This window comes from Streptomyces sp. NPDC057099 (genome assembly GCF_042671245.1).
GTDB lineage: Bacteria > Actinomycetota > Actinomycetes > Streptomycetales > Streptomycetaceae > Streptomyces > Streptomyces purpurascens.
The window spans coordinates 10,142-37,071 of record NZ_JBHUTX010000065.1; the positions used below are offsets into that span (position 1 = coordinate 10,142).

The 26,930-nt window shown below is 72.6% G+C and carries 18 protein-coding genes; 14 read left to right on the forward strand and 4 right to left on the reverse strand.

Annotation, left to right across the window (positions count from 1 at the left end; all coding sequences use genetic code 11):
• Window positions 1-142 precede the first annotated feature (142 nt).
• The 5 genes from ACFT4A_RS39230 (at window position 143) to moeZ (ending at window position 6,318) form a co-directional block, all read left to right on the forward strand.
• On the forward strand, window positions 143-1,834 hold the full coding sequence (locus tag ACFT4A_RS39230; RefSeq protein ID WP_382840559.1) for a DUF3492 domain-containing protein: 1,692 nt from the start codon (window positions 143-145) through the stop codon (window positions 1,832-1,834).
• Window positions 1,831-3,228, forward strand: a complete 1,398-nt coding sequence (locus ACFT4A_RS39235; RefSeq protein WP_382840562.1) for a hypothetical protein — start codon at window positions 1,831-1,833, stop codon at window positions 3,226-3,228. Before ACFT4A_RS39230 ends, ACFT4A_RS39235 begins: the two co-directional genes overlap by 4 nt.
• Window positions 3,229-3,379: 151 nt before the next feature.
• Complete coding sequence (locus ACFT4A_RS39240) at window positions 3,380-4,339, forward strand: NAD(P)-dependent oxidoreductase (protein WP_184590714.1); 960 nt, start codon at window positions 3,380-3,382, stop codon at window positions 4,337-4,339.
• A complete protein-coding gene (locus ACFT4A_RS39245) occupies window positions 4,327-5,076 on the forward strand; it encodes a spherulation-specific family 4 protein (protein ID WP_382840565.1) in 750 nt (249 codons plus the stop codon). Before ACFT4A_RS39240 ends, ACFT4A_RS39245 begins: the two co-directional genes overlap by 13 nt.
• 63 nt (window positions 5,077-5,139) lie before the next feature.
• The gene (gene moeZ, locus ACFT4A_RS39250; protein WP_215118649.1) at window positions 5,140-6,318 is read left to right on the forward strand and encodes an adenylyltransferase/sulfurtransferase MoeZ; all 1,179 of its coding nucleotides are present in this window, start codon (window positions 5,140-5,142) and stop codon (window positions 6,316-6,318) included.
• Between the two features lie 71 nt (window positions 6,319-6,389).
• Here the strand turns inward: moeZ and ACFT4A_RS39255 are convergent, their stop codons facing one another.
• The 3 genes from ACFT4A_RS39255 to ACFT4A_RS39265 all read right to left on the reverse strand — a co-directional run bounded on the left by ACFT4A_RS39255 (window position 6,390) and on the right by ACFT4A_RS39265 (window position 12,374).
• Window positions 6,390-7,862: an alpha/beta hydrolase gene (locus ACFT4A_RS39255; protein ID WP_382840567.1), complete on the reverse strand. Its 1,473-nt coding sequence runs from the start codon at window positions 7,860-7,862 to the stop codon at window positions 6,390-6,392.
• Window positions 7,863-7,999: 137 nt separating this feature from the next.
• On the reverse strand, window positions 8,000-9,547 hold the full coding sequence (locus tag ACFT4A_RS39260; RefSeq protein ID WP_382840570.1) for an alpha/beta hydrolase: 1,548 nt from the start codon (window positions 9,545-9,547) through the stop codon (window positions 8,000-8,002).
• Between the two features lie 115 nt (window positions 9,548-9,662).
• Entirely contained in the window at window positions 9,663-12,374 is a 2,712-nt protein-coding gene (locus tag ACFT4A_RS39265; protein WP_382840573.1) for a lysylphosphatidylglycerol synthase domain-containing protein, read from the reverse strand.
• Between the two features lie 186 nt (window positions 12,375-12,560).
• Between ACFT4A_RS39265 and ACFT4A_RS39270 the strand changes: the two genes are divergently transcribed.
• The 5 genes from ACFT4A_RS39270 (at window position 12,561) to nudC (ending at window position 22,724) form a co-directional block, all read left to right on the forward strand.
• Complete coding sequence (locus tag ACFT4A_RS39270) at window positions 12,561-12,974, forward strand: MGMT family protein (protein WP_382840575.1); 414 nt, start codon at window positions 12,561-12,563, stop codon at window positions 12,972-12,974.
• Between the two features lie 266 nt (window positions 12,975-13,240).
• A complete protein-coding gene (locus ACFT4A_RS39275) occupies window positions 13,241-16,612 on the forward strand; it encodes an ATP-dependent helicase (protein WP_382840577.1) in 3,372 nt (1,123 codons plus the stop codon).
• A gap of 114 nt (window positions 16,613-16,726) precedes the next feature.
• A complete protein-coding gene (locus ACFT4A_RS39280) occupies window positions 16,727-20,209 on the forward strand; it encodes a UvrD-helicase domain-containing protein (protein WP_382840579.1) in 3,483 nt (1,160 codons plus the stop codon).
• 10 nt (window positions 20,210-20,219) lie between these two features.
• Window positions 20,220-21,623, forward strand: coding sequence for a dipeptidase (locus ACFT4A_RS39285; RefSeq protein WP_382840582.1), 1,404 nt, complete (start codon window positions 20,220-20,222; stop codon window positions 21,621-21,623).
• Window positions 21,624-21,779: 156 nt separating this feature from the next.
• Window positions 21,780-22,724: an NAD(+) diphosphatase gene (nudC, locus tag ACFT4A_RS39290; RefSeq protein ID WP_382840584.1), complete on the forward strand. Its 945-nt coding sequence runs from the start codon at window positions 21,780-21,782 to the stop codon at window positions 22,722-22,724.
• Window positions 22,725-22,822: 98 nt separating this feature from the next.
• On the opposite strand, the gene ACFT4A_RS39295 is transcribed toward nudC, so the two are convergent.
• On the reverse strand, window positions 22,823-23,065 hold the full coding sequence (locus ACFT4A_RS39295) for a mycoredoxin (protein WP_031132359.1): 243 nt from the start codon (window positions 23,063-23,065) through the stop codon (window positions 22,823-22,825).
• 184 nt (window positions 23,066-23,249) lie between these two features.
• Here ACFT4A_RS39295 and ACFT4A_RS39300 point away from each other — a divergent pair, with 184 nt between their 5' ends.
• The 4 genes from ACFT4A_RS39300 (at window position 23,250) to ACFT4A_RS39315 (ending at window position 26,797) form a co-directional block, all read left to right on the forward strand.
• Entirely contained in the window at window positions 23,250-25,445 is a 2,196-nt protein-coding gene (locus ACFT4A_RS39300; RefSeq protein WP_382840587.1) for an ATP-dependent DNA helicase UvrD2, read from the forward strand.
• 164 nt (window positions 25,446-25,609) lie between these two features.
• On the forward strand, window positions 25,610-25,936 hold the full coding sequence (locus ACFT4A_RS39305; protein WP_382840590.1) for a hypothetical protein: 327 nt from the start codon (window positions 25,610-25,612) through the stop codon (window positions 25,934-25,936).
• Between the two features lie 172 nt (window positions 25,937-26,108).
• On the forward strand, window positions 26,109-26,477 hold the full coding sequence (locus ACFT4A_RS39310; protein ID WP_190049450.1) for a WhiB family transcriptional regulator: 369 nt from the start codon (window positions 26,109-26,111) through the stop codon (window positions 26,475-26,477).
• Window positions 26,474-26,797 carry a hypothetical protein gene (locus ACFT4A_RS39315; RefSeq protein ID WP_189723108.1) on the forward strand — a complete coding sequence of 108 codons (324 nt, stop codon included), beginning with the start codon at window positions 26,474-26,476 and terminating at the stop codon, window positions 26,795-26,797. Before ACFT4A_RS39310 ends, ACFT4A_RS39315 begins: the two co-directional genes overlap by 4 nt.
• Window positions 26,798-26,930 lie beyond the last annotated feature (133 nt).

The following is a 26,930-nucleotide window of genomic DNA, read 5'->3' on the forward strand; positions in this document are numbered from 1 at the left end:
GGCAATTGTCCCCCGCGACCCCCGTTGTGGGGGCGCCCCCCCACCCCCGCCCCCCCCACCACCGCCTGGACCGCATACGTTCGTCCCGCTGCGAGCCGCCGGGCAACGGCGGCTCCCCATACGGGAGATCGGGGGTGCACACGTGCGCATCGGACTGCTTACCGAGGGTGGCTATCCGTATGTGAGCGGTGACGCCAGGCTCTGGTGCGACCGGCTGGTGCGCGGGCTCGCACAGCACGAGTTCGACGTCTACGCGCTCAGTCGCAGTGAACACCAGGAGGACGAGGGCTGGACCCCGCTGTCGCCGAATGTCCGCAGGGTGCGTACCGCATCGCCGTGGATGGCCGAGGAGGACGGAGTCGTCCTGGGGCGCCGTGCGCGCCGGCGGTTCACCGAGTGCTTCGGCGAACTGGCCGCCGTGCTGTGCGGGGCGTCGTCCGAGGGAGCCTCGACCCCCGAGGCGGACCGTTTCGCCAACGCTCTGTACGGCCTCGCCGAACTCGCCCGCGAGGAGGGCGGCCTCGCCGGCGCCCTCCGCTCCGAGGCCGCCGTACGCGCCCTGGAACGCGCCTGTCGTGCGCCCGGCGCCCACCGCGCCGCGCGTGAGGCCCGGGTCCCGGATCTGCTCGCCGTGGCCGCGCACCTCGAACGGGCGCTGCGCCCCCTCTCCCTCGACTGGTACGAGGACGACGGACTCGGCGCGGTCGACCTCTGCCACGCCGCGTCCGGCGGCCCGGCCGCCCTTCCGGGCCTGCTCGCCCGCCACTTCACCGGCGTCCCCCTGCTGGTGACCGAGTACGGCGTGCGCCTGCGGACGCACTACCTCACCGCCCCCGACGCCCCGCCCGCCGTACGGTCCCTGCTGGCGGCCTTCCACGGCCGACTCGCCGCCGAGGCCTACGCACAGGCCGAGGTCGTCACCGCCGGCAACACGCACGCCCGCCGCTGGCAGGAGCGCTGCGGCGCCGACCGCGAGAAGCTCCGCACGGTCTACCCCGGCATGGACGCCCGGCCCTTCGCGGAGGTGGGCGAGTCCGCGGAGTGCGCCGACCCGGACGCGCTCGTCTGGGTCGGCCACGTCGAGCCCGCCAAGGACCTGGTCTCGCTGCTGCACTCCTTCGCCGAGATCCGCAAACAGCAGCCGAGGGCGCGCCTGCGCATCGTCGGAGCCCCGGCCGGTACCGAGGGCGCGGCCTATCTCGCCCACTGCAGGGGACTGGCCGCCCAGCTCTTCCCCGACGAGGCCGAGGGCCCGCACGCCGCCGGCCACAACCCGGTGTCGTTCGAGGAGATCGGCGGGCCGGAACTCCCGGTCCCCGCCGACGCCTACGCCTCGGGTGCCGTGACCGTCCTGTCCAGCGTCGTCGAGGGCTTCCCGATCGGCCTCGTCGAGGCCATGCTCTGCGGGCGCGCGACGGTGTCGACGGACGTCGGCGCGGTCGTGGAGATCATCGGCGGCACGGGGCTGGTCGTACCGCCGCGCAATCCGCGAGCGCTCGCCGAGGCGTGTGTCGCGCTGCTGCGCGACCCCGAGCGCCGTGAGCGACTGGGCGCCGCCGCCCGGGCCCGTGCCCTCGAACTGTTCACGGTCGAGCAGAACATCGAGGCATTTCACGGCATTTACCTGGAGATCGTCTCGCGCGCTCCCGTCCGCCGTGTCGTCCTCGACGCGGCGGGGGCGCCGCTGCCCTTCGCGGTGCCCGCCGAGGCCCGCGTCCCGGTCCGCTGGGCCGCCCCGCCCCCCGGCCTCGCCGCCCGCGGCGGCCCCGGCTGGACCGGAGGCAGTCCCGTACGAGCCACCACTCCCGTCCCCGCCCCGGAGAGAGCGCGATGAACGACTTGGGCGCACTGGACCGTCCTGGAACACCGGCCGGACCCGGTACCCCTGCCGGCCCGGGAGCAGCGGATGCCCCCGCGGAGCAGGCACCCGGGTCCGCGACCCCGGCCTCCACGGCCTCACCGGCCCCGGAGCCGCCCGCCGACCGCGAGCCGTCCGTGACACAGGAGCCGCCCGCCGTCCGCGAGCCGTCCGTGACACAGGAGCCGCCCGCCGTCCGCGAGCCGTCCGTGACACAGGAGCCGCCCGCCGTCCGCGAGCCGTCCGCGACTCACGAGCCGGCCGCCGACCGCAGGCCGGCCTCCCCGCGCCGCGGTGCCGACCCGGTGAAGGCGCTGATGCACCGTCACCGGGAACTGTGCGAACGCGCGGTGGACCCCCTCGAGATCGCGGCGGGACTGGAAGCCCACGGCATCACCGAGCGCACCGCGGCCCGCTTCCGCCACCGGGACGTCTTCTCCCTCGCCGAGGAGATGTACGCGCGAGTCTCCCGAGACGGTGACGCGCCCGCGTCCCCGGAGCCCGCCGCTCCCCGGGCGCGTGCGGACTGGCTCCTCCTGACGCTCCTGCCGGGCGCGCTGTGCGCCGCCACCGTGGCCGCCGCGCACCTCACCCACGGCCGCTCGCGCCTGTTCGCCGCGGCGGCAGGCGTCCTCGCCGTGGGCCTGGCCCTCCGCGCGGCCCTCCGCCGAGGCCCCCTGAGCAGGACCGACCACACCGCGCCCGCCGGAAGCACCCTCTGGATCTCCTGGCTCGTCGCCTACTCCCTTCTGGGCAACGGCCTGCTCCACAGCGCCGTCACCGGCGGCCCCGACGGTCTGCCCACCGGCACGGCCGACGGCCCCTGGCCCCTCACCGTCGTCCCGGTCCTGGCCCTCGCCCTGGCCTGCGCGCCCGCGGCCTGGACCGCTCACTTCTTCACGGCGCGTGGCCGCCGCAGGCTCACGGCAAGCCGCGGCCTCGAGGACTTCGCCGCCGCCGTACGGCCGCTCCTGCTCGGCACGGTCCTCCTCTTCCTGGGGGCGCTGCTGGCTTTGCTCGCCCTCTGTGCCGCAGTCCTCGACGAGCCCGCGGGCTACGCGGAGGCCCTCGCCCTGGGCGCCCTCCTCTTCATCGCCCGTCTCCTCGCCACCCACGGGTTCGTCCACGCCCCGGCCGTGGTCCTCACCGCGACGACGACGGTCCAGGCAGCCGCCCTCGCCACGGTCTTCATCGCCCGCCTCCCCGGTCTCGGCTTCCTGGGCACCCCCGTGGAGACCCTCGTCAGCCTCTGGGGCGCCGGGAGCGTCCCCACCCTCGCCTGCGGAGCGGGAGCCCTGGCCCTCCTCGTCCACGCGACGCGCAAGCTCACCAGGGCGTCGGCCCACGCCCCGCCGACCCCCTCACGGTGACCGCCCCGGGAGCCAGGAGCGCCCGACCCCACCCCAAGCCACGGACACCGGCCCACCGCCGGAGGCACCCGCCCCGTCCCGTTCACCCCGCACCAAGGAGAACCCCGATGACCACCCACCCAGGAGTCCCAGCCGCCCCAGGAGCCGCGCGATGAGAGTCCTGCTGATCGGAGCCAACGGCTACATCGGGCGCTTCGTCGCCGACCGCCTGCTCGCCGACCCGGCCGTGCAGCTCACCGCCCTCGGCCGCGGCGACGACGCCGATGTCCGCTTCGACCTCGCCTCCGGCAGCCCCGGCGCCCTCACCCGCTTCCTCGACGCGGTCCACCCGGGCGTCGTCGTCAACTGCGCCGGTGCCACCCGGGGCGGTGCCCGCGAACTCACCCGCCACAACACCGTCGCCGTGGCCACCGTCTGTGAGGCCCTGCGCCGCAGCGGCTGCGGCGCCCGGCTGGTGCAGATCGGCTGCAGCGCGGAGTACGGCCCCAGCCAGCCCGGCTCCTCCACGGCCGAGGACGCCGTCCCCCGGCCCGGCGGCCCGTACGGCGTCAGCAAACTCGCCGCCACCGAACTGGTCCTCGGCTCCGGCCTGGACGCCGTCGTCCTGCGCGTCTTCTCACCGGCCGGACCCGGCACCCCCGCCGGCTCCCCGCTCGGGCGCCTCGCCGAGGCCATGCGCCGCGCCATGCAGTCAGGAGACGGCGAGCTGAAACTCGGCGGCCTGGGCGCGCAGCGCGACTTCGTCGACGTCCGCGACGTCGCCCGCGCCGTCCACGCCGCCTCGCTCTCCGCCGCGCAGGGCGTCATCAACATCGGCTCCGGCCGCGCCGTGCGCCTGCGCGACGCCGCCGCCGTCCTCGCCCGCGTGGCCGGATACGGCGGCGCCCTCCACGAACTCGACGGCCCTCCCGGCGCCCTGCGCCCGGCCATCGGCCACCCCCGCCCGGAACCGGACCACGCCCCCCAGGTCGCGTACCCGTACCCCGACGGCTGCGGCAGCTGGCAGCAGGCCGACGTGCGCACCGCACGCGACCGGCTCGGCTGGCGTCCCCGGATCGGCCTCGAGGAGTCCCTCGCCGACATCTGGATGGAGGCGGCATGCCGCATCTGACCAGCACACGGCCACGCACCTCCGGCACCGAACTCCGCCCCGGCGTCGGCGTCCCCGGCTACGCCCACCCCCTCCTCGCCCCCACCCAGTGGGGCGAACTCACCCGCCCCGGCACCCCGCTGCACTGGGTCGTCCTCAACGTGGCCGACGGCCCCGGCGCCCGCCCCGACCCGCACTGCCTGGAGGCGGGCGGCCGCCTGCGCAACGCGGGCATCCGGGTCCTCGGCCACCTCGACACCCGGTACGGCACCCGGAACTTCGGAGAGCTGATCTCGGACGCCCACCGGTTCGTCGACTGGTACCAGGTCGACGGCTTCCTCCTGGAGCGCTGCCCCGCGGACCACGTGGGGCTGCCCGAGGTGCGCCGCACGGTCGCCACGCTCCGTGTGATCCGTGACCAGGCCCACATCGTCCTCGGCCACGGCATCCACCCGCACCCGGGGTACGTCGAACTCGCCGACCAGCTGGTCACCTTCTCCGGCCCGTGGAGCGACTACCGCTGGGCGCAGGTGGCCGAGTGGACCACCGACCACTCGCCCGAGCGCTTCTGCCACTTCGTCCACGGAGTGCCCCGCCCCCACCTGGGGGAGGCGCTGCGCATCGCCCGTCGGCAGGGCGCCGCGACGATCTACTTCACCGACCGCACGGACGGCGACGGCCGCACCGATCCCTGGGAGGCCATGCCCGGCTACTGGGACGAAATCGTCTCGCGTGTCGGAACAGGTGTCTCGGAATGAAAAAGCGCATGGCACTGTTACGGGGAGAACAACCGTAGTGATTGACCGACCAACGGAGTCCCCGTGTCGCTGCCACCCCTGGTCGAGCCGGCTTCCGAGCTCACCGTAGACGAGGTCCGCAGGTACTCCCGCCACCTGATCATCCCCGACGTCGGGATGGACGGGCAGAAGCGGCTGAAGAACGCCAAGGTGCTGTGTGTGGGCGCCGGCGGCCTGGGCTCGCCGGCGCTGATGTACCTGGCCGCCGCCGGTGTCGGCACCCTCGGCATCGTGGAGTTCGACGAGGTCGACGAGTCGAATCTGCAGCGCCAGATCATCCACAGCCAGTCCGACATCGGCCGCCCCAAGGCCGAGTCCGCCCGTGACTCCGTCCTCGGCATCAACCCGTACGTGAACGTGATCCTTCACGAGGAGCGGCTCGAGGCCGACAACGTGATGGACATCTTCAGCCAGTACGACCTGATCGTCGACGGCACGGACAACTTCGCGACCCGCTACCTGGTCAACGACGCCTGCGTGCTGCTGAACAAGCCGTACGTCTGGGGCTCGATCTACCGCTTCGACGGCCAGGCCTCCGTCTTCTGGTCCGAGCACGGCCCCTGCTACCGCTGCCTCTACCCGGAGCCCCCGCCCCCCGGCATGGTCCCCTCCTGCGCCGAGGGCGGCGTCCTGGGCGTGCTGTGCGCGTCCATCGGCTCCATCCAGGTCAACGAGGCCATCAAGCTGCTCGCCGGCATCGGCGACCCGCTGGTCGGCCGACTGATGATCTACGACGCCCTGGAGATGCAGTACCGCCAGGTCAAGGTCCGCAAGGACCCGGACTGCGCGGTCTGCGGCGAGAACCCGACCGTCACCGAGCTCATCGACTACGAGGCCTTCTGCGGCGTCGTCTCCGAAGAGGCCCAGGCGGCGGCCGCCGACTCCACGATCACTCCCAAGCAGCTCAAGGAGTGGATCGACGACGGCGAGGGCATCGACATCATCGACGTCCGTGAGCCGAACGAGTACGAGATCGTCTCCATCCCGGGCGCCCGGCTGATCCCGAAGAACGAGTTCCTCATGGGCACCGCCCTGGAGAGCCTCCCGCAGGACAAGAAGATCGTCCTGCACTGCAAGACGGGTGTCCGCAGTGCGGAAGTCCTCGCGGTCCTGAAGTCCGCGGGCTTCTCGGACGCGGTCCACGTCGGCGGCGGCGTGATCGGCTGGGTCAACCAGATCGAGCCGGACAAGCCGGTGTACTGAGCCGTCTCCGGCAACCCTTCCCGACCGGCGGGGGCTTCGGGCACCACGAGTGCGCGAAGCCCCCGCCGTCGTCATGAGCAGACCTTGCCGTCCTTCGGGACCGAGCCGTCCAGCAGATACGCGTCCACCGTGGAGTCCACGCAGTCGCTCCCGCTGCCGTACGCGCCATGCCCCTCGCCCCGCCAGGTGAGCATCACACCGACGCCCTTGCCCAGCTCGTCGGCCATCTTCCGGGCGCCCTCGTAGGGGGTCGCCGGGTCGCCGGTGTTGCCGACCACCAGGACCGGTTCCGCGCCGGGAGCGCTCACCTCCGGGGTGTCGTGCTGTCCGGGCACCGGCCAGTCGTGGCACCAGCCGGCCGTGTCCCAGCCCAAGAAGGGGCCGAAGACCGGGGAGATCTTCTCGAACTCCGGCAGCAGCTCCTTCGTCCGGGCCGCGGTCGGCCGCTGCCTGTCGTCCAGGCACGATATGACCCGTTGCGAGTGGGTCGTCGTGCCGTACTGCCCCGACGGGGCGCGATCGTTGTAGCCGTCGGCGAGGGTCAGCAGCTCCGAGCCGTCACCCCGCTCGGCCGCGTCGAGGGCACTGGTCAGCGTCGGCCAGCTCTCCTTGTTGTACAGAGGCAGGGTGAGGCCCGTGACCGCGAGCGTCTGCGTCAGCTTCCGCCCGGGCGTGGCCGTCGGCAGGGGCCGGGCGTCGATCCGTCGCAGCAGGTCCGCGATCTTCCGCGTGCCCTCCTCAGGGTCCTGGCCCGTGGACTCGAGATAGCCGTTCAGCGCGCGCTGGAAGCCCCTGGCCTGGTTCTGGGCATGGCCCACGGTGTCGGCGCCGGGGTCGACGACCGCGTCCAGCGTCATCCGTCCCACCCGCTTCGGGAACAAGTGGGCATAGGTGCCGCCCAGTTCGGTGCCGTACGAGATGCCGAAGTACTGCATCCTGTCGTCGCCGAGAACCTCGCGGATGCGGTCCATGTCGCGGGCCGAGTCGGCGGTCGAGACATGCGCCATGAGCTTCCCGGCGTCCTTCCGGCATCCCTCGCCGAAGTCGGCGGCGTCCTGGAAGTAGGCCTTCTCCTCAGCCGGTGTGTCGGGGGTGACGTCCACCGACTCGGCGGCCTGGATCTCCTTGTCGCCGCGGCAGCGCACCCCCTCGCTGGCGCCCACCCCGCGCGGGTCCCAGCTCACCAGGTCGTACCGCTCACGGAGCCGGGAGACCGTCGGAGCGTACGACGGCATCATCGACAGGCCCGAGGCGCCGGGGCCGCCGAAGTTGAACAGGAGCGAGCCGACGCGGTCGTCGCCGCGGGCCTTGGCGCGGATCAGTGCCAGTCCTATGGTCCCGCCGTCCGGCTTCGACCAGTCCAGCGGCACCTTCAACGTCGCGCACTGCCAGTCGTCGCCCGGCGCGGGGGCGTCCGCGGTGGCCTTGCAGCGGCCCCAGGAGAGCCCGCCGCCCTTGCCGTCGTCGGACGAGCCGCCGCCGCAGCCCGCCGCCAGCAGTGCCGAGGCGACCGCCACAGCGGTCCACCGTACGAAGCGCGACATGCGCCCAGTCCCCCCTCGCAGGCCGTCCGCACCGTGCTGCGGATGGCGGTCAGGCCATGGTAGGCAGATCCCGCGCCGACCGTGACGGCCTGTGGATAACCTTCTGACCTGCGACTTTGTCGGGGTCGTGGCTGTTCTCAGGTGCAGACGGTCCCCGCCTGCGGCACCTTTCCGTCCAGCAGATAGCCGTCCACCGCGCCCTGCACGCACTTGTTCTTGCTGTTGTAGGCGCCGTGCCCCTGCCCCCGGTACGTCAGCTCGACACCGACGCCCTCGCCCAGCGCGTCCACCATCTTCCGCGCGCCCTCGTAGGGGGTGGCCGGGTCGCCGGTGTTGCCGACGACCAGGATCGGTGCCGAGCCCGGCGCGCTCACGTCCGGGTGGTCGGCGGCGCCCGCCACGGCCCAGTCGGTGCAGCCGATCATGCCCCAGGCCAGATAGTCGCCGAACAGGGGGGACGCGGCCTGGAACTCGGGCAGCTTCCGCTCCACATAGGCGGGGTCGTAGCGCGGCTTGGAGTCGGAGCAGCTGATGGCGGTGTGGGCGGCGGTCGAGTTGTCGTACTCGCCGTTCTCGCTGCGCCCGTTCATCGAGTCGGACAGCAGCATCAGGATGCTGCCGTCGCCGTCGTACGCCTGATCGAGGCCGTCCGTGAGGTACTCCCAGAAGTCCTGCGAGTACAGCGCCTGCACGATGCCGTTGGTCGCCGCGGTCTGGGTCAGCTGGCGAGGGAAGACGCCCGGGATCGGCTTGCTGTCGAGGTCCTTCAGCAGCGTGGCGATACGGTCCTTCACATTCTGCGCGCTGTCACCGATGGGGCACTCCTCGGTCTTGGACACACAGTCCTCAGCGAAGTTGTCGAGCGCGGTCTGGAAGCCCTTGGCCTGCCCGAGCGAGCCCTGCTCGGCGTTCTGCGTGGGATCGACGACGGCGTCGAACACGGCACGGCCGACCCGCTTGGGGAACAGGTGCGCGTAGACGCCGCCGAGTTCGGTGCCGTAGGAGATGCCGAAGTAGTGCAGCTTCTCGTCGCCGAGGACCTGGCGCATCAGATCGAGGTCGCGGGCCGCGTCGGTGGTGCGCACATGCGGCAGGATCTTCTCGGAGTTCTCCTCGCAGGCGTCGTTGAACTCCGTGGTGTTGTCCAGGAGCTCGGTGCGTTCGGCGCTGTCGTCGGGCGTGGCGTCCTGCTGGAAGTACGCGTCGAGCTGCTGGTCGTTCTCGCAGATCACGGGGTCGCTGCGGCCGACGCCGCGCGGGTCGAAGCTCACCAGGTCGTAGCGGGTGCGCAGGGTCTTGTAGTCCTCGGCGAAGCCGGGCAGCGCGGTGACGCCCGAGCCGCCCGGGCCGCCGAAGTTGAAGATGAGCGAGCCGATGCGTTCGTTCGCGTCGCCGGTGGTCCTGACGCGGATCAGTTCGAGGCCGATCGTGTCGCCCTTGGGGTCGTCCCAGTCGAGAGGGGCCTGCATGGTGGCGCACTGCCACTCGCCGTCGTCCGGCAGGGGAGAGGGCGGGGTGCCTCCGCCCTGGGCCTCGTCCGGCGCCGGGCAGGCCTTCCAGCTCAGTTCCTGCCGCGTGAGGTCCTCGCCCTTGGTGTCGTCGTCACCGCAGCCCGCCAGCACGGTGGACAGCAGCACGGCGGTGGCGGTCAGGACGGCGGCGCGCAGCCGGAGGAGCGAAGGCATGGTTCCATCCTGCGGCGGCACGGGCGCCCACGCGCGGGACGCGTGTCGTACGAGGTAGGAGGGGCTGGTGTTGCCAAAGGATGTGCCGAAATCCCTGCCCGCCGGGCCGCCGGCGTCAGAGGGCCTGCTTGCGGGTGAGGTGGTTGAAGGCCAGCCAGCCCGGCAGCACGGGCAGCCACAGCGTCAGCAGGCGGAACAGCAGCACGGCCGGTGCCGCGACCTCCTTCGGGAGGCCGACGGCGATCAGACCGACCGTCAGGGTCGCCTCGACCGCGCCCACACCGCCCGGGGTCGGGGCCGCGGACCCCAGGGCGTTGCCCGCGAGGAAGACGACGGCGACGCTGGCGAGGCTGATCGAGGTGGACTCGTCGCCGAACGCGCGGATCGACGCGTCCAGGCACATCACGAAGCAGGCGGTCAGCAGCAGCATGCCGCCGATGCCGGTGACCAGCTTCTGCGGCCGCTGCAACACGTCCAGCATGCGCGGCACGACACCCGCGAACAGCGACCGCACGCGCGTGACGACGAACTTCCGCAGGAACGGCACCGAGGTCACCACGAGGACGAGTACCGCCACCGTCAGCAGACCGGCGATGACCGTCCGGGACGGCGACAGCGACGGCGTCTTCTCCGTCCCGGTCAGATAGCCGAAGGCCAGCAGCATCAGGATGTGGCAGCCGAGCCCGAACAACTGCGAGGCGCCCACGCTCGCCACGGCGAGCCCCGGCCGCACCCCAGCGCGCTGCAGGAAGCGCGTGTTCAGGGCGACACCGCCCACCGCCGCCGGGGCGACGATCTTCACGAACGATCCGGCGACCTGCGCCGCCACGGTCCGCAGGAACGGCACCCGCTCGGGCACGAACCCCAGCAGAGCCATCGCCGCCGCGAGATAGCTGCACATCGAGAACAGCACCGCCGCGGCGACCCAGCCCCACTCGGCGTTCGCGATGAGCGGCCCGAACTCGATGTGCGTGAGCTGCGTCAGCAGGAAGTACGCGCCGATCGCGCCGGCCATGAAACTGATCAGCGTGCGCGGCCGTACCCGCTCCAGCCGGGCCGGCTCGACCGGTGCCTGCGGCCTGATCAGCAGCACCTCGTGGCGGATCTGCGTGAGCAGGTCCTCCTCGCGCGCCTCCTCCACGGCCTCGTCGATGGCCCGCTTCTCGGCCCGCTGCTCCGCCCGTACGGTCTTCTTGTCCGTCTTCTCCGGGACCGGAGCGGCCTCGTCCGAGGAGGACTCCTCCAGGCGGGCCTGCTTGGCCAGCCGGGACGCCTCCAGAACCGCCTCGCGCTCGCGCTGTGCCCGCTCCCTGGCCAGCTTGCGCAGCGTCGCGCGCGTGGAGCGGCTGAGCGCGATGGGCTGGAGCATCGGCAGACAGTCCGCCACCGCGTCCGGACCGAGCACGCCCACCGCCGAGGCCACCGCACGCTCGGCGCCCACCCGGAGGCCGAGGGTCACCAGCAGCTGGGAGATGTCCATGCGCAGCAGCAGGTCGCCGGCCGCGATCTCGCCGACGCGCAGGTCGGTGAGGATCACCGTGCCGGAACGATCCACCAGGATCGCGTCGCCCACCAGCCTGCGGTGCGCGATACGGCGGGACTGCAGGGCCTTCACCTGGTGCCAGGTGTCGCGCAGCAGATCGTCGGTGATCTCCTCGTCCGGCAGCGAGTCGAGGGTGTGCGCGCCGCTGTGCTCGTAGACGAGCATGACCGCGTCGGGGCCGAGCTCGGAGGTGGCGATGAGCTTGGGCGCGTTGGCGCCGGCCGCGATGGCCGCGTACGCCAGCAGCGCCTCCTGCTCCAGGGCCTGGCGCAGCGACTGGAGGCTGCTGCGGGTGGCGAAGCCGCGCAGGGTCAGATTGCGCCACGCGCGGTAGAAGAAGCCCTGGGCCTGCTGCTCCCGGTCGACCACCGTGACGTCCAGCGGCGGGCCGTCCTCGAGCGTGACGAAGTACCGCCGGCCCCGGTCGCCGGTGTCCGGGTTGTCCGAGGTGTCCTCGCGTGACGCGCTGACCGGGCGGAAGCCGACGGTCCGCAGACCGGCCATCAGCGTCTGCCCGGTCGGCCGGACGTTGGGCGAGCCGACCGCGTAGAGCGTGCCGTAGGCCACGGTCCAGCCGATCAGCACGGTCAGGATGATCGAGAACGGTGTCGTGTACCCGGTGACGAGCATCGAGAAGGCGTCGAGCAGCAGCACGACCCACAGCACCGTGCGCCACCTGGGTCTGCGTGACATGCCCACGGCTGTCATATAGGCGATGACCGGCGCCAGATAGCCGTGCACCGGATCGGTCAGCGCGTGGATGTCCCCGGGGGAGGGCTGGGTGAGCGCCTCCTGGATCGAGTCGGGGGCGGCCCGGGCGACCCACAGGTCGGTGGCGAGTGTCACACCGTGCGCGAGGACCGCGGCGAGCACGCCGTCGGCGATTCTGAGGCCGTCCCGCTTGATCAGCCGCTCGATCGCGAAGGCGACCGGCACCAGCAGGATCGCGATGCTGGAGGCCAGCCCCGCGATCTTGATGAGCAGATCGGGTGCCTGCCCGGTGCCCTTGTTGATGTCCTGTTCGAGGCCCGAGGTGGTGCCGTGCGCGAACGCGGCGATCCCGATCAGAATCGCGACGGCGAGCACGCCCACCAGGAGACGCATCAGATCGGACGGGCGGTGCACGCGCGCGGGGAGCAGCGGTTCGTCGCCCTCCACCTCGTCGATGTGCGCGATGTCGGGCTCCTCGCCGGCCGTCTTCGGGCGGTCCTCCGGAGAGTCCGGGCGCGACGAAGCGTCAGAGGTGCCCCCCGTGTCCTCGGAATGCGCACCCTGCTGCTTCATCGTCTCTTCTTGGTCTCGTATCACCGGTCACCGCCCGCACGATGGTGGCATGCCGCACCGATACGCGAGGGCATCAGGGTGCACATGCGGGGGCGGACAGTCTGCCCGACGCGGTCCTGCCGGGCGAGGGAGGCGCTCGTGGGTACACGCGTCCCGTTGTCGGTGGGGTGGGGCAGGATGGGGCGGATGAGCGAGGAGAGCCTTCCGGACGAAGCAGGCGCGCAGGACACCCGCACGGGGGACGACGGCGCCCCCGGGGAAGCCCTGCCCGCCTATGCCGAGCGGGTCCTCGACGTCGCCGAACTCATCCCGCCGGGCCGTGTCATGACATACGGGGACGTCGCCGAGTGGCTGGAGGAGGGCGGTCCGCGGCAGGTCGGCCGTGTGATGGCTCTCTACGGGGGAGCCGTTCCGTGGTGGCGGGTCGTCCGCGCGGACGGCGTCCTGCTCCCGGGACACCAGCAGCGGGCGCTCGGCCACTACCGCGCGGAGGGCACGCCCCTGAAGGAGGCGAGCCGGGCCGCCGAGGGCCACCTGCCGCGGATCGACATGCGACGGGCGCGGTGGGACGGCGGCGAACGCGCGGAGGGTCACACCTGACAGCTTCCGCCATCGGACGGCCGCCCGTGTGGCCCGTGATCCGGACGGGGGAATCGGGGCACGTCGGTGCCATGACGTACGTTCGTGAGGCGAGGGGTATGAGTGGCACGAGTGCCGTGAGTGGTCGGCGGGAAGAAGGGGAAGCCCTGCTTCCGCCTCACCCGTCGGCGTAGCGTCGGCTGCGCGCGTCCCCGTCACCCCGCGGTCACCGCCCGCCACGCGCGGTGGCCCGCCAACCAGTACTTCCACCAGGACCGGCGAACCACGTGAGCTCCTCTTCCTCCGCCAGCGGCCTGTCGCACCCCCGGGTGCGGCGGGGGAGCCGTGGCGCTTACCGACTGGTTCGTACCCCTCCTGCCCGGGTGGACCCCCCTCTTCTGGACGCCTCGCAGCGCTCCGTGGTTGACCACGCGGCCGGTCCGCTGCTCGTCCTCGCAGGTCCGGGCACCGGCAAGACCACCACGCTCGTCGAGTCCGTGGCCGAGCGCATCGCCCGGGGCGGGGACCCCGAGCGCGTCCTGGTCCTCACGTTCAGCCGCAGGGCGGCCGTCGAGCTGCGCGACCGCATGGCCACCCGGGCCGGGGCGGCCCGCGCTCCCCGGGCGACCACCTTCCACTCGTTCTGCTACGCCCTGGTCCGCGCCCACCAGGACAGCGACCTGTTCGTGGAGCCGATGCGGCTGCTGTCCGGCCCCGAGCAGGACGTCTCCGTACGGGAACTGCTCGCGGGGCAGGTGGACCTGGAGCGGCTCGGCCTCGCGCACGTGCGCTGGCCGGACGAACTGCGCGCCTGTCTGACCACGCGCGGTTTCGCCGACGAGGTCCGCGCGGTCCTCGCCCGCAGCCGGGAGCTGGGCCTCGGCTCCGACGCCCTGGACGCCTTCGCCCGCCGCACGGGACGCCCCGACTGGCGCGCGGCCGCCGCCTTCCTGGCCGAGTACCTCGACGTGCTCGACCTCCAGGGCGTGATCGACTACGCGGAACTCGTCCACCGCGCGGTGCTCCTCGCCCGCCGGCCCGAGGTCGCCGCGTGGCTCGCCGCCCGGTACGACGCCGTCTACGTCGACGAGTACCAGGACACGGATCCCTCTCAGGTACGACTTCTGCACGCCCTGGCGGGCGGTGGCCGCACCCTCGTCGCCTTCGGTGACCCCGACCAGTCGATCTACACGTTCCGCGGGGCGGACGTGAACGGCATCCTCGACTTCCCGCACGCCTTCCCGCGCGCGGACGGCCGCCCGGCCCCCGTCGCGGTGCTGCGCACGTCCCGCCGCTCCGGCGCCGGCTTGCTGGCGGCCACCCGGCTGCTGACCCAGCGCATGCCGCTGACCCGCCTGCCCGCCGAGAAGGTGCGCGCCCACCGCGAACTCGCGCCCGTGAGGGACGGCGGCCGGGTCGAGGCGTACACGTACCCGACCTCGGGGACGGAGCTGGACAACATCGCCGACATCCTCCGCAGGGCCCACCTGGAGGACGGTGTTCCGTGGAGCGAGATGGCCGTGCTGGTGCGCGCCGGCTCCCGCACCGTCCCCACGGTCCGCCGCGCCCTCACGGCGGCCGGCGTCCCGGTGGACGTCGACGGTGACGACGTACCTCTGCGGCACGAACCGGCGGTGGCGCCGCTGCTGACGGCGCTTCGGGCGGTGGCCGCGGCGGAGGCGTCGAGGGCTCCTGAGGGGGAGGCCTCTTCCAAGGACGAACCCTCCGCTTCCGAGGACGGCCCTTCCACGTCCGAGGACGGCCCATCCGCCGAGCCGGACCCCTCATGGCTCGACACCGAGACCGCCCTCACCCTCCTCACCTCCCCCCTCGCGAGCATGGACGCCGCCGATCTGCGCCGCCTCGGCCGGGCCCTGCGGGACGAGGAGCGGGCCGCGGGCAATCCGCTGCCGCCGCCCTCCGACGTGCTTCTCGCGCAGGCGCTCGCCGGGCCGGAGCGGCTGGCCGTGCACGACCCCGCGTACGCGCGCGGCGCACAGCGCCTCGGGGCGCTGCTCCGCAAGGCCCGCGAGCGCCTGGCGGGCGGCGGTACGGCCGAGGAGGCGCTGTGGGACCTGTGGAACGGCACACCGTGGCCCGCGCGGCTGGAGCGGGCCGCCCGCCGCGGCGGCGCGGCCGGGCGCAACGCGGACCGTGACCTGGACGCGGTCTGCGCGCTGTTCGCGACGGCGGCCCGCGCCGAGGAGCGCACCGGAGGCCGGGGCACACTGAACTTCCTGGAGGAGATCGAGGCCGAGGACATCGCCGCCGACACCCTCACACGGCGTGCCGTACGCCCAGAAGCCGTCCGCCTGATGACCGCGCACCGTTCCAAGGGCCTCCAGTGGCGCCTCGTGGTCGTCGCGGGCGTCCAGGAGGGGCTCTGGCCCGACCTGCGCCGCCGCGGCTCCCTCCTGGAGGCCGACCGCATCGGGCGCGACGGACTCGCCGAACCCCTCACCCCCGGCGCGCTGCTCGCCGAGGAACGCCGCCTGTTCTACGTGGCCGCCACACGCGCGCGTGAACGCCTGGTCGTCACCGCGGTCAAGGCCCCGGCGGACGACGGCGACCAGCCCTCCCGCTTCCTCACCGAACTCGGCGTCGAACCCAAGGACGTCACCGGACGCCCCCGCCGCCCGCTGTCCGTCGCGGCACTCGTCGCCGAACTGCGTGCCACCACGGTCGACCCACGCGTCTCCGACGCCCTCCGGGAAGCCGCCGCCCGGCGTCTCGCCCGGCTCGCCGGCCTCGCCGACGAGGACGGCCGCCCCCTGGTGCCGTCCGCACACCCCTACCGCTGGTGGGGCATGTTCGAGCCGACGCAGTCCAAGGTGCCGCTGCGCAACCGCGACCAGCCCGTCGTGCTCTCCGGCAGCGCCCTCGACCAGCTGGCCAACACCTGCGCCCTGCAGTGGTTCCTGGGCCGCGAGGTGAAGGCCGACGCGCCCGCGACCGCCGCGCAGGGCTTCGGCAACGTGGTGCACGTCCTCGCCGACGAGGTCGCCTCCGGGCACACCCCGGCCGACCTCTCCGTCCTCATGGAACGCCTCGACTCCGTGTGGAACGCCCTCGCCTTCGACGCGCCCTGGAAGTCGGACCAGGAGAAGGACAACGCGCGCGTGGCGCTCGAACGGTTCCTCCAGTGGCACGTCATGGACCGCACCGGGCGTACCCCGGTCGCCAGCGAGCACGACTTCGACGTCACCCTCGAGGCGGGCGACTACCAGGTGCGCATCCGGGGCCAGATGGACCGCGTCGAGGCGGACGGCGACGGCCGCGCCTACGTGGTCGACTTCAAGACCGGCAAGCAGGCGCCCACCGGCAAGGAGGTGGAGCGCCACCCGCAGCTCGCCGTCTACCAGCTGGCCGTCGGCGAGGGCGCCGTGGACGACGTCTTCGACGGTGTGCGTCCCGAGCCGGGCGGTGCCGAACTCGTCCATCTCCGGCAGGGCGCCGCCCAGCGCGACGGCGGCGAGACCCTGCCCAAGGTGCAGGCCCAGGAGCCGCTGGAGGGGGAGTGGGTCGGCGACCTGCTGGCCACCGCCGCCGGGAAGGTCCTCGACGAGCGGTTCACGCCGACCGCCGGGCAGCACTGCACGCACTGCTCGTTCCGGGCCTCGTGCAGCGCGCGCCAGGAGGGCCGCCATGTCGTCGAGTGAGCTTTCGCACCACCTGCGCTGACCTGCGCCTCTTTCTCCCCGTGGCCTCTCCGGATCCTCCCCGGAGACCGATCCGGTCACCACTGTCAGTGGTCGCTACTAGCCTCTGTCGTTGTGCCCGCCCGAATCACCGAACCCGAACAGCTCAAGGAGCTCCTCGGCATCCCGTTCACCCCGGAGCAGACGGCCTGCATCACCGCGCCGCCCGCCCCGCAGGTGATCGTGGCCGGGGCCGGATCGGGCAAGACGACGGTGATGGCGGCCCGCGTGGTGTGGCTGGTCGGCACCGGCCAGGTCGCCCCCGAGCAGGTGCTCGGCCTCACCTTCACCAACAAGGCCGCCGCCGAACTCGCCGAGCGTGTCCGCAAGGCGCTGGTCAAGGCCGGTGTCACCGACCCGGACGCCATCGACCCGGACAACCCGCCGGGCGAGCCGGTGATCTCCACGTACCACTCCTTCGCGGGCCGTCTGCTGACCGACCACGGTCTGCGCATCGGGCTCGAGCCCACGTCCCGGCTGCTCGCCGACGCCACCCGCTTCCAGCTTGCCGCGCGCGTCCTGCGCGAGGCCCCGGGGTCCTACCCGGCCCTGACCCGTTCCTTCCCGGACCTGGTCGGCGACCTCCTCGCCCTCGACTCCGAACTCGCCGAGCACCTCGTACGTCCGGAGGCGCTGCGCGCGTACGACGCCGAGCTGCTGCTGACGCTGCGAGGCGTCAAGCTCAGCAACGCCGACCTGCGCAAGGTCCCCGAAGCGGCTGCCGCGCGCCGTGAACTGGCCGAGCTGGTGAACCGTTACCGGGCCGCCAAGCGCGAGCGGGACCTGCTCGACTTCGGCGACCAGATCGCCCTGTCGGCCCGGCTCGCCGGGATCCCCGAAGTGGGCCGCCTCCTGCGCGACGAGTTCCGGGTGGTCCTGCTCGACGAGTACCAGGACACCTCCGTCGCCCAGCGCGTCCTCCTGGCGGGCCTGTTCGGCGAGGGCACCGGCCACCCGGTCACCGCCGTCGGCGACCCCTGCCAGGCGATCTACGGCTGGCGCGGCGCCTCCGTCGCCAACCTCGACGACTTCCCCGAGCACTTCGCCCGCGCCGACGGCCGCCCCGCGACCCGCCAGGCGCTCAGCGAGAACCGCCGCAGCGGCGGCCGCCTCCTCGACCTCGCCAACGGCCTCGCGGAGCCCCTGCGCGACCTGCACGCGGGCGTGGAGGCCCTTCGCCCCGCCCCCGGGGCCGAACGCGACGGCATCGTGCGCTGCGCCCTGCTGCGCACGCACGCCGAGGAGATCGACTGGGCCGCCGACTCCGTCGCCCACCTCGTGAGGACCGGGACGGCACCCGGCGAGATCGCGGTCCTGTGCCGTACGGCGACCGATTTCTCCGAGATCCAGGGCGCACTGGTGGCCCGGGACATCCCGGTCGAGGTGGTCGGCCTGTCCGGGCTGCTGCACCTGCCCGAGATCGCCGACCTCGTCGCCGTGTGCGAGGTCCTCCAGGACCCCGGCGCCAACGCCTCCCTGGTCCGTCTGCTGACCGGCCCGCGCTGGCGCATCGGCCCGCGCGACCTCGCCCTGCTGGGGCGGCGGGCCCGGCTCCTCGTGAGCCACGCGCGCGTGGAGGGCGACGACGACCCGGACCGCCGCCTCGCCGAGGCCGTGGAGGGGGTCGACCCGGCCGAGGTGATCTCCCTCGCGGACGCCCTCGACACCTTCCTGGAGACGCCGCTGGACGGCCGCGGGGACGACGACGGGCTGCCCTTCTCGCCCGACGCGCGCGTGCGCTTCGCCCGCCTGGCCACCGAACTGCGCGACCTGCGCCGCTCCCTGTCCGACCCGCTGATGGACGTCCTGCACCGCGTCCTCGCCGTCACCGGCCTCGAGGTGGAGCTGTCGGCGTCCCCGCACGCGCTGGCGGCACGCCGCCGCGAGACCCTCTCCAACTTCCTGGACGTCGCCGCCTCCTTCGCCGCCGGCGACAACGAGGCCAGCCTGCTCGCCTTCCTCGGCTTCCTGCGCACCGCCGCCCAGTACGAGAAGGGCCTCGACAACGCCCTCCCCGGCGGCGAGAACACCGTCAAGGTGCTCACCGCCCACAAGTCCAAGGGCCTGGAGTGGGACGTCGTGGTCGTCCCCGGCCTGGTCACCGGCACCTTCCCCAGCAGCCAGGGCCGCGAGAAGTGGACCTCCCAGGGCAAGGTCCTGCCCCACGGACTGCGCGGCGACGCCGCCACCCTCCCCGACATCACCTCCTGGGACGCCAAGGGCCTCAAGGCCTTCCACGAGGCCATGAAGGACCACCAGCACACCGAGGAACTCCGCCTCGGCTACGTCACCTTCACCCGCCCCCGCTCCCTGCTCCTGGGCTCCGGCCACTGGTGGGGACCCACCCAGAAGAAGCGCCGCGGACCCTCCGCGTTCCTCCAGGACCTCTACGAGCATTGCGCGGCCGGGTACGGCGAGATCGAGGCCTGGGCCGACGAACCCGCCGAGGACGAGGAGAACCCGGCCCTGCACCAGGCCACCGCCGACCAGGTGTGGCCCCTGCCCCTGGACGAGGCGGCCCTGGCCCGCCGCCGCGCCGCCGCCGAGACCGTCCTGGCCCACCTGGAGAACCTCGCGTCCCACGAGGACGAGCACCCCGTGGCCGTGCACGACCCGGACGCGTTCGACGACCCGGAGTGGCCCCCGCCGCCCGAGGACGACGAGCCTCCGTATGACGAGCCGGACCCGTTCGACGAAGGCCCCTTCAACGAAGACCCTTTCAGGGAAGACTCGGCTGACGAGGACGCACGGCCAGACGGCCCGACGATCCCTCGCCAGGCGCCGCCACCGGAACCCTCGGACGCCCACCGGCACCGCGGGCCCCACCTCACCCCGGAGGAAGCCCGCACCATCGCCTCCTGGGACCGCGACCTCGACGCCCTCACCGGCGAGCTCCTGCGCGCCCGCGACAGCGTCACCGAGGTCCCCCTGCCCACCTCCCTCACGGCCTCCCAGCTGCTGCTCCTGGCCGCCGACCCGGACGGCCTCGCCCAGGAGCTGGCCCGCCCGCTGCCCCGTCCGCCCCAGCCCGCCGCCCGCCGCGGCACCCGCTTCCACGCCTGGGTCGAGGCCCGCTTCGAAGAGCTGACGCTGCCCCTGCTGGAGCCGGAGGAGCTGCCCGGCCGCGAAGCGGAGATCGCCGACGAACGGGACCTGGAGGCCCTCAAGGACGCCTTCGAGCAGACCGAGTACGCGCACCGCACGCCCTACCGGGTGGAGGCCCCCTTCCAGCTCGCGCTCGCCGGCCGCGTCGTACGGGGCCGCATCGACGCCGTCTACAAGGAGGGCGACGGTGAGGGCACGACGTACGAGATCGTCGACTGGAAGACCAACCGCGCCCGCACCGCGGACCCCCTCCAGCTCGCCGTCTACCGCCTCGCCTGGGCCGAGCAGCAGGGCGTACCCCCGGAATCCGTCACGGCCGGGTTCCTGTACGTACGCACCGGTGAGATCGTCCGCCCCGACGATCTGCCGGACCGCGCGGCGCTGGAGCGGCTGCTGAGCGAGGAGCCGCCCGGTGAGGAACCGCACTCCGAGGACGTCAGTGCGGGCCGATAGGCTCGTGACCATGAGCCAGACCCCGGACAGCGTCGTCCGTACGTACATCCAGCAGCACCGCGACGCCTTTCTCGACGACCTCGCCGAGTGGCTGCGCATCCCGTCGGTGTCCGCCCAGCCGGACCACGCGCCCGACGTACGACGCAGCGCCGACTGGCTCGCCGCCGAGCTGAAGGAGACCGGGTTCCCGACGGCCGAGGTCTGGCAGACCCCCGGCGCCCCCGCCGTCTTCGCCGAGTGGCCCTCCGACGATCCGCAGGCCCCTACGGTGCTGGTCTACGGCCATCACGACGTGCAGCCCGCCGCCCGGGAGGACGGCTGGGACAGCGACCCCTTCGAGCCCGTCGTCCGCGAGAACCGTCTCTACGCGCGCGGGGCGGCCGACGACAAGGGCCAGGTGTTCTTCCACACCCTCGGCGTCCGCGCCCACCTCGCCGCCACCGGCCGCACCACCCCGGCCGTGCATCTGAAGCTGCTGATCGAGGGCGAGGAGGAGTCCGGCTCGCCCCACTTCAGGGCCCTCGTCGAAGAGCGCGCCGAGCGGCTCACCGCCGACGCCGTGATCGTCTCCGACACCGGCATGTGGTCCGAGGACACCCCCACGGTGTGCACCGGCATGCGCGGCCTCGCCGAGTGCGAGATACGCCTGCACGGCCCCGACCAGGACATCCACTCCGGCTCCTTCGGCGGCGCGGTGCCCAACCCGGCGACGGCCGCCGCCCGCCTGGTGGCCGCGCTGCACGACGAGCACGCGCGCGTGGCGATCCCGGGCTTCTACGACGGCGTGGTCGAACTCACCGAGCGCGAGCGTGAACTCTTCGCCGAACTGCCCTTCGATGAATCGCAGTGGCTGCGCACGGCCAAGTCGTACGCCACCCAGGGGGAGTCCGGCCACACCACTCTGGAGCGGATCTGGGCCCGCCCCACCGCCGAGGTCAACGGCATCGGCGGCGGCTACCAGGGCCCGGGAAGCAAGACGATCATCCCGTCCTCCGCCCTGGTGAAGCTGTCCTTCCGGCTGGTGGCGGGCCAGGACCCCGACCATGTGGAGAAGGCCGTCCGCGCCTGGGCCGAGCAGCAGGTGCCCGCCGGGATCCGCGGCGAGATCACGTTCAGCGGGGCCACGCGCCCCTGCCTGACCCCGCTGGACCACCCCGCCCTCCGGTCGGTCGCCCGGGCGATGGGCCGAGCCTTCGAAGAACCGGTCCGCTTCACCCGCGAGGGCGGCTCCGGACCGGCGGCGGACCTCCAGGACGTCCTCGGGGCTCCGGTGCTGTTCCTCGGCATCTCCGTCCCGTCCGACGGCTGGCACGCCCCGAACGAGAAAGTGGAACTCGACCTGCTCCTCAAGGGCGTCGAGACCACCGCGTACCTGTGGGGCGACCTCGCCGAGAACTGGCGTCATGCGCCCTGAGCGTCCCGGGCCGCCCGGACCGGCCGCGCGCGAGGGGCACACTGGAAGAGCCGCCCCGCACCGCCCGAGCCTTGCCGGACCCGGTCGCCTCCCGCCGTACGTCCCGCTGATCAGCCCGCCGAACCCGACCGTTCCACCGGGGAGTTGGAAGCACCAGTGACCACCTGGACCGACCAGAACGCCGACCGACCCATCTCGCTCACCGCCCCGAGCGGCATCGACAGGGGCGCGCACCACCGGCTCGACGAGGCCTGGCTCGCGGCGGCGTGGAGCCACCCCTCGACGCGCTGTTTCGTGGTGTCCGGCGGCCAGGTCCTCATCGACGAGACGGCGGACGGGCACACCGAACTCGTCATGATCCCCTCCTTCGAGGCCCCCCTCACCGAGGCGCACCGCTACTTCCTCGGCATCGACGAGGACGGCGTCAGCTACTTCGCCCTCCAGAAGGACTCCCTGCCCGGGCGTATGGACCAGTCCGCGCGCCCGGCGGGCCTGCGCGAGGCGGGCCTGCTCCTGTCGGCCCGTGACGTGGGCCTGATGGTGCACGCGGTGGGTCTGGAGAACTGGCAGCGCACGCACCGTTTCTGCTCGCGCTGCGGCGAGCGCACCGTCATCGCGGCGGCCGGCCACATCCGCCGCTGCCAGGCCTGCGGCGCCGAGCACTACCCGCGCACGGACCCCGCCGTGATCATGGCCGTGACCGACGAGGACGACCGTCTCCTGCTCGGCCGCCAGGTCCACTGGCCCGAGGGCCGCTTCTCGACGCTCGCCGGCTTCGTCGAGCCCGGCGAGTCCATCGAGCAGTCGGTGCGCCGCGAGGTCCTCGAGGAGGTCGGCATCACCGTCGGCCCGGTCGAGTACGTCGCCAGCCAGCCCTGGCCCTTCCCGTCCAGCCTCATGCTGGGCTTCATGGCCCGCGCCACCTCGACCGAGATCGAGGTCGACGGTGACGAGATCCACGAGGCCCGCTGGTTCTCCCGCGACGACCTGCGCGCCGCCTTCGAGTCCGGCGAGGTGCTCCCGCCGTACGGCATCTCGATCGCGGCCCGCCTGATCGAGCTCTGGTACGGCAAGCCGCTCCCGATGAGGAGCGTGGCCTGACGCCTGTGTGAGCCACGCACACACTCCGGCCGCGCAGACGGAGAAGGCGGTGCCCGAGCTGTCTCAGGAACCGCCTTCCCCGCACAACCGTGCGGCGTTTACGCGCCGACCTTCTGCTTCACCTGAGCCAGCGACGGGTTGGTGAGGGTGGAGCCGTCCGGGAACAGAACGGTGGGCACCGTCTGGTTTCCGCCATTCGCCTTCTCCACGAACGCGGCGGATTCCGGGTCCTGCTCGATGTTGATCTCGGTGTACGCGATGCCCTCGCGGTCCATCTGGCTCTTCAGCCGGCGGCAGTAGCCGCACCACGTGGTGCTGTACATCGTCACGGTGCCCAGCATGTCTCTCGTGCTCCTTCGGTGGCTCGGGGGCGGGTGGTCGCAGAGGTGGAACGTACGTGAAGGGGCCGCCATTCCCGGGGTCCGGGCCCTGCCGGACGTGACGCCTGCCGCATTAGTGCGACTATCAGGGCCCGCCTGTGGACAACCGGCACGGCCGTCTCCCGCGACCTGGCAGCATGGCCGTGTGACAGCAGCAACGCACTCCACCCTGTTCCCGCAGGTACCGGACTCGGCCGACGCGGTGCTCGACGGGCTCGACCCCGAGCAGCGCGAGGTGGCCACCGCCCTGCACGGTCCGGTGTGCGTCCTGGCGGGCGCGGGCACGGGCAAGACCCGCGCCATCACCCACCGCATCGCCTACGGAGTGCGCGCGGGCGTCCTCCACCCCTCCAGCGTGCTCGCCGTCACCTTCACCAACCGCGCCGCCGGAGAGATGCGCGGCCGGCTGCGCCAGCTCGGCGCCGCGGGCGTCCAGGCGCGCACCTTCCACTCGGCGGCCCTGCGTCAGCTCCAGTACTTCTGGCCGAAAGCGATCGGCGGCTCCATGCCCCGGCTCGTCGACCGCAAGATCCAGCTCGTCGCCGACGCGGCCGCGGCCTGCCGCATCCGGCTCGACCGGGGCGAGCTGCGGGACGTCACCGCCGAGATCGAATGGTCCAAGGTCACCCAGACCGTCCCCGCGGACTACGCGCCCGCCGTCGCCAAGTCGGGCCGTGAGGCCCCGCGCGACCCCGCGGAGATCGCCCAGCTCTACGCCGCCTACGAGGACGTCAAGCGCGACCGCTCCGTCATCGACTTCGAGGACGTGCTGCTGCTGACCGTGGCCGTCCTCCAGGACCGGCACGACATCGCCGAACAGGTCCGCTCCCAGTACCAGCACTTCGTGGTCGACGAGTACCAGGACGTCAGCCCCCTCCAGCAGCGCCTGCTCGAACTGTGGCTCGGCGAGCGGGACAGCCTGTGCGTGGTCGGAGACGCCAGCCAGACGATCTACTCGTTCACGGGAGCAACCCCGGACCATCTGCTCGACTTCCGCACCCGACACCCAGGCGCCACGGTCGTCAAGCTGGTCCGCGACTACCGCTCCACGCCCCAGGTCGTCCACCTCGCCAACGGCCTGCTCGCCCAGGCCAGCGGCCGCGCGGCCGACCACCGCCTGGAACTCGTCTCCCAGCGTGCGCCGGGACCCGAGCCCGCCTACACGGAGTACACCGACGAGCCCGCCGAGGCGGAGGGCGCGGCCCGCCGCATCCGTGAACTCGTCGACGCGGGGGTCCCGGCCGCCGAGATCGCCATCCTGTTCCGGACGAACGCCCAGTCCGAGACCTACGAACAGGCCCTCGCCGACGCCGGGGTGCCCTACCAGCTGCGCGGCGCCGAGCGGTTCTTCGACCGCCCGGAGGTGCGCAAGGCGGGCGTCGCCCTGCGCGGCGCGGCCCGCTTCGGCGGCAACGACTCCCTCCTGGACGACGTCGTCGACCTGCCCTCGCAGGTGCGCGCCGTGCTGTCGGGCGAGGGCTGGACACCGCAGCCACCGGCCGGCTCCGGCGCCGTCAGAGAGCGCTGGGAGTCCCTGGCCGCCCTGGTGAACCTCGCCCAGGACTTCGCCGCAGCCAAACCCGGCGCCACCCTCGCGGACCTCGTCGCCGAACTCGACGAACGGGCGAACGCCCAGCACGCCCCGACCGTGCAGGGCGTCACCCTCGCCTCCCTGCACTCGGCCAAGGGCCTGGAGTGGGACGTCGTCTTCCTGGTCGGCGTGGCCGAGGGCATGATGCCGATCACCTATGCGAAGACCGACGAACAGATCGAGGAGGAGCGCCGCCTGCTGTACGTCGGCGTCACCCGCGCGCGGGAACACCTCCAGGTCTCCTGGTCCCTCTCCCGCTCGCCCGGCGGCCGCCCCAACCGCCGCCCCAGCCGTTTCCTCGACGGGCTGCGCCCCGGCTCGACGGCCACCAAGGGTCGTACAACCGGCGGTGCCGCGGGCGGCATCGAGCGCGGAATCCCCGGAACCAGGGGTTCCGCCCCGAGAAGGGTGCAGCGAACCCCCGCCCGCTGCCGCGTCTGCGGCCGCACACTGACCGACGCGGGCGAGATGAAGCTGATGCGCTGCGACGGCTGCCCCTCCGACATGAACGAGGGCCTCTACGAGCGGCTCCGCGAGTGGCGCGCCGACCAGGCGCGAAGCAGTGGTCAGCCCGCCTTCTGCGTCTTCACCGACAGGACACTGGTGGCGATCGCCGAGACCGCGCCCGACGACGAGCACGAGCTGGCACGCATCCCGGGCGTCGGGATGCGCAAGCTCACCCGCTACGGAGCCGATGTCCTGGCCATCTGCGCAGGCCAGTACCCCGGAGGGGACACAGATCAAGACTGACGCCAACTCGTCGAAAAAATAGTTTGCGCATGCCCCAGCAATCCCCATAGGTTCTTAGGCACGAGAGCAGCGGCCTTCTCGAAGGCCCTGATTCCGTGTTGTACTTGCATATCCGTCGGACTGGTTCACCCAGTCCCCCGAGACGCCGAGAGGAGGCGAGTCCAGTGATCAGCATCAACAGCAGCTCCATCAGCACCGTGAAAATGACCGATCGCTCGGCCGTCTCCACGTGCATGCTCGGCGTTTCGAACCTGGGCACCGGTCTGTCCGGCATTCGTGCCGTCCGTCCGGCGTCCTCCTCCCTTGCTCCCACGGGCCTTCCCGTCCGTGAGCGCAATGAGCGACCGACCAAGGCACTGGAAGCAGCAGTAAAGGGACAGGCGCGGGCCTATGCCTTTACGGCGACCGGTGCCGGATTCCGGACGCAGACGACGCAGCACCACCAGATGTGGGCCTTCCGTGGGCCAGAACCCTGGAGTGATCCAGCCTGATCTGATCAGGCCGGCGCCTTCAGGGCCGCGGAACCCCATCCGGGATCCGCGGCCCTTCTGTTTGTCCCTGACCAGGGACGACGGACCGAAGGAGCCTCGGGACAAGAAAAGAACCGGGTACCAGCCGCCCCCCGGCCAACAGGCCGGAACGACCAGACGAGGAAGACGAACCGTGCAACTCGAAGCGCACGCCCCGTCCGTACCGCCTTCCGACACGATCCCCAAGCCCGGCCCCACGGAGGACTCCGCCTTGACCCCGCTCACCGCGCTCACCGCGCTCGACGACGCCATCGAGAACCTCGGCGTACCCGTCCCGTGCCGCTCCTACGACCCGGAGGTCTTCTTCGCCGAGTCGCCGGCGGACGTGGAGTACGCCAAGTCCCTGTGCCGCACCTGCCCGCTGGTCGAGGCCTGCCTCGCCGGCGCCAAGGAGCGGCGTGAGCCCTGGGGCGTCTGGGGTGGCGAGCTGTTCGTGCAGGGTGTCGTCGTCGCCCGGAAGCGGCCGCGTGGCCGCCCGCGCAAGAACCCGGTCACGGCATGAACACCGCAGGAACGATCGACCGTCCCTTCACGCACGACCCCCAGAAGCAGGCCCCGATGAAGCCGTCCACCCACGAGCCCGCAGGCTCCGCGACTCAAGACCTCACCCCGCACGGCGCGAAGGACTCGCGCCAGAACAGGACCCGAGAGATGCAACTCATTCCAGAAGCCATGGCTCGTGCACATATGCACGAGCGACTGCAGGAGGCGGAGCGAGACCGCCGGGCCGCGCGCCTGGTGGCCGCCCGCCGGATGCAGCGCAAGGCGGAGCGCGCCTCACGGCGTGCCCGCCGGGCGCTCGCCATGGCGGTCATGCAGTAACCGATCCCACCTGAAGCTGTGGTCTCCCGAGTTGGAGGCCGAGCTCACCCCGCGGGGGGCGGGGCGGGGGGAAGGGCCGGCCCCCCCGGGGCGGGGTGTGCGCGCAGCCCCCCCGGCCCGCGATAACCGCGGC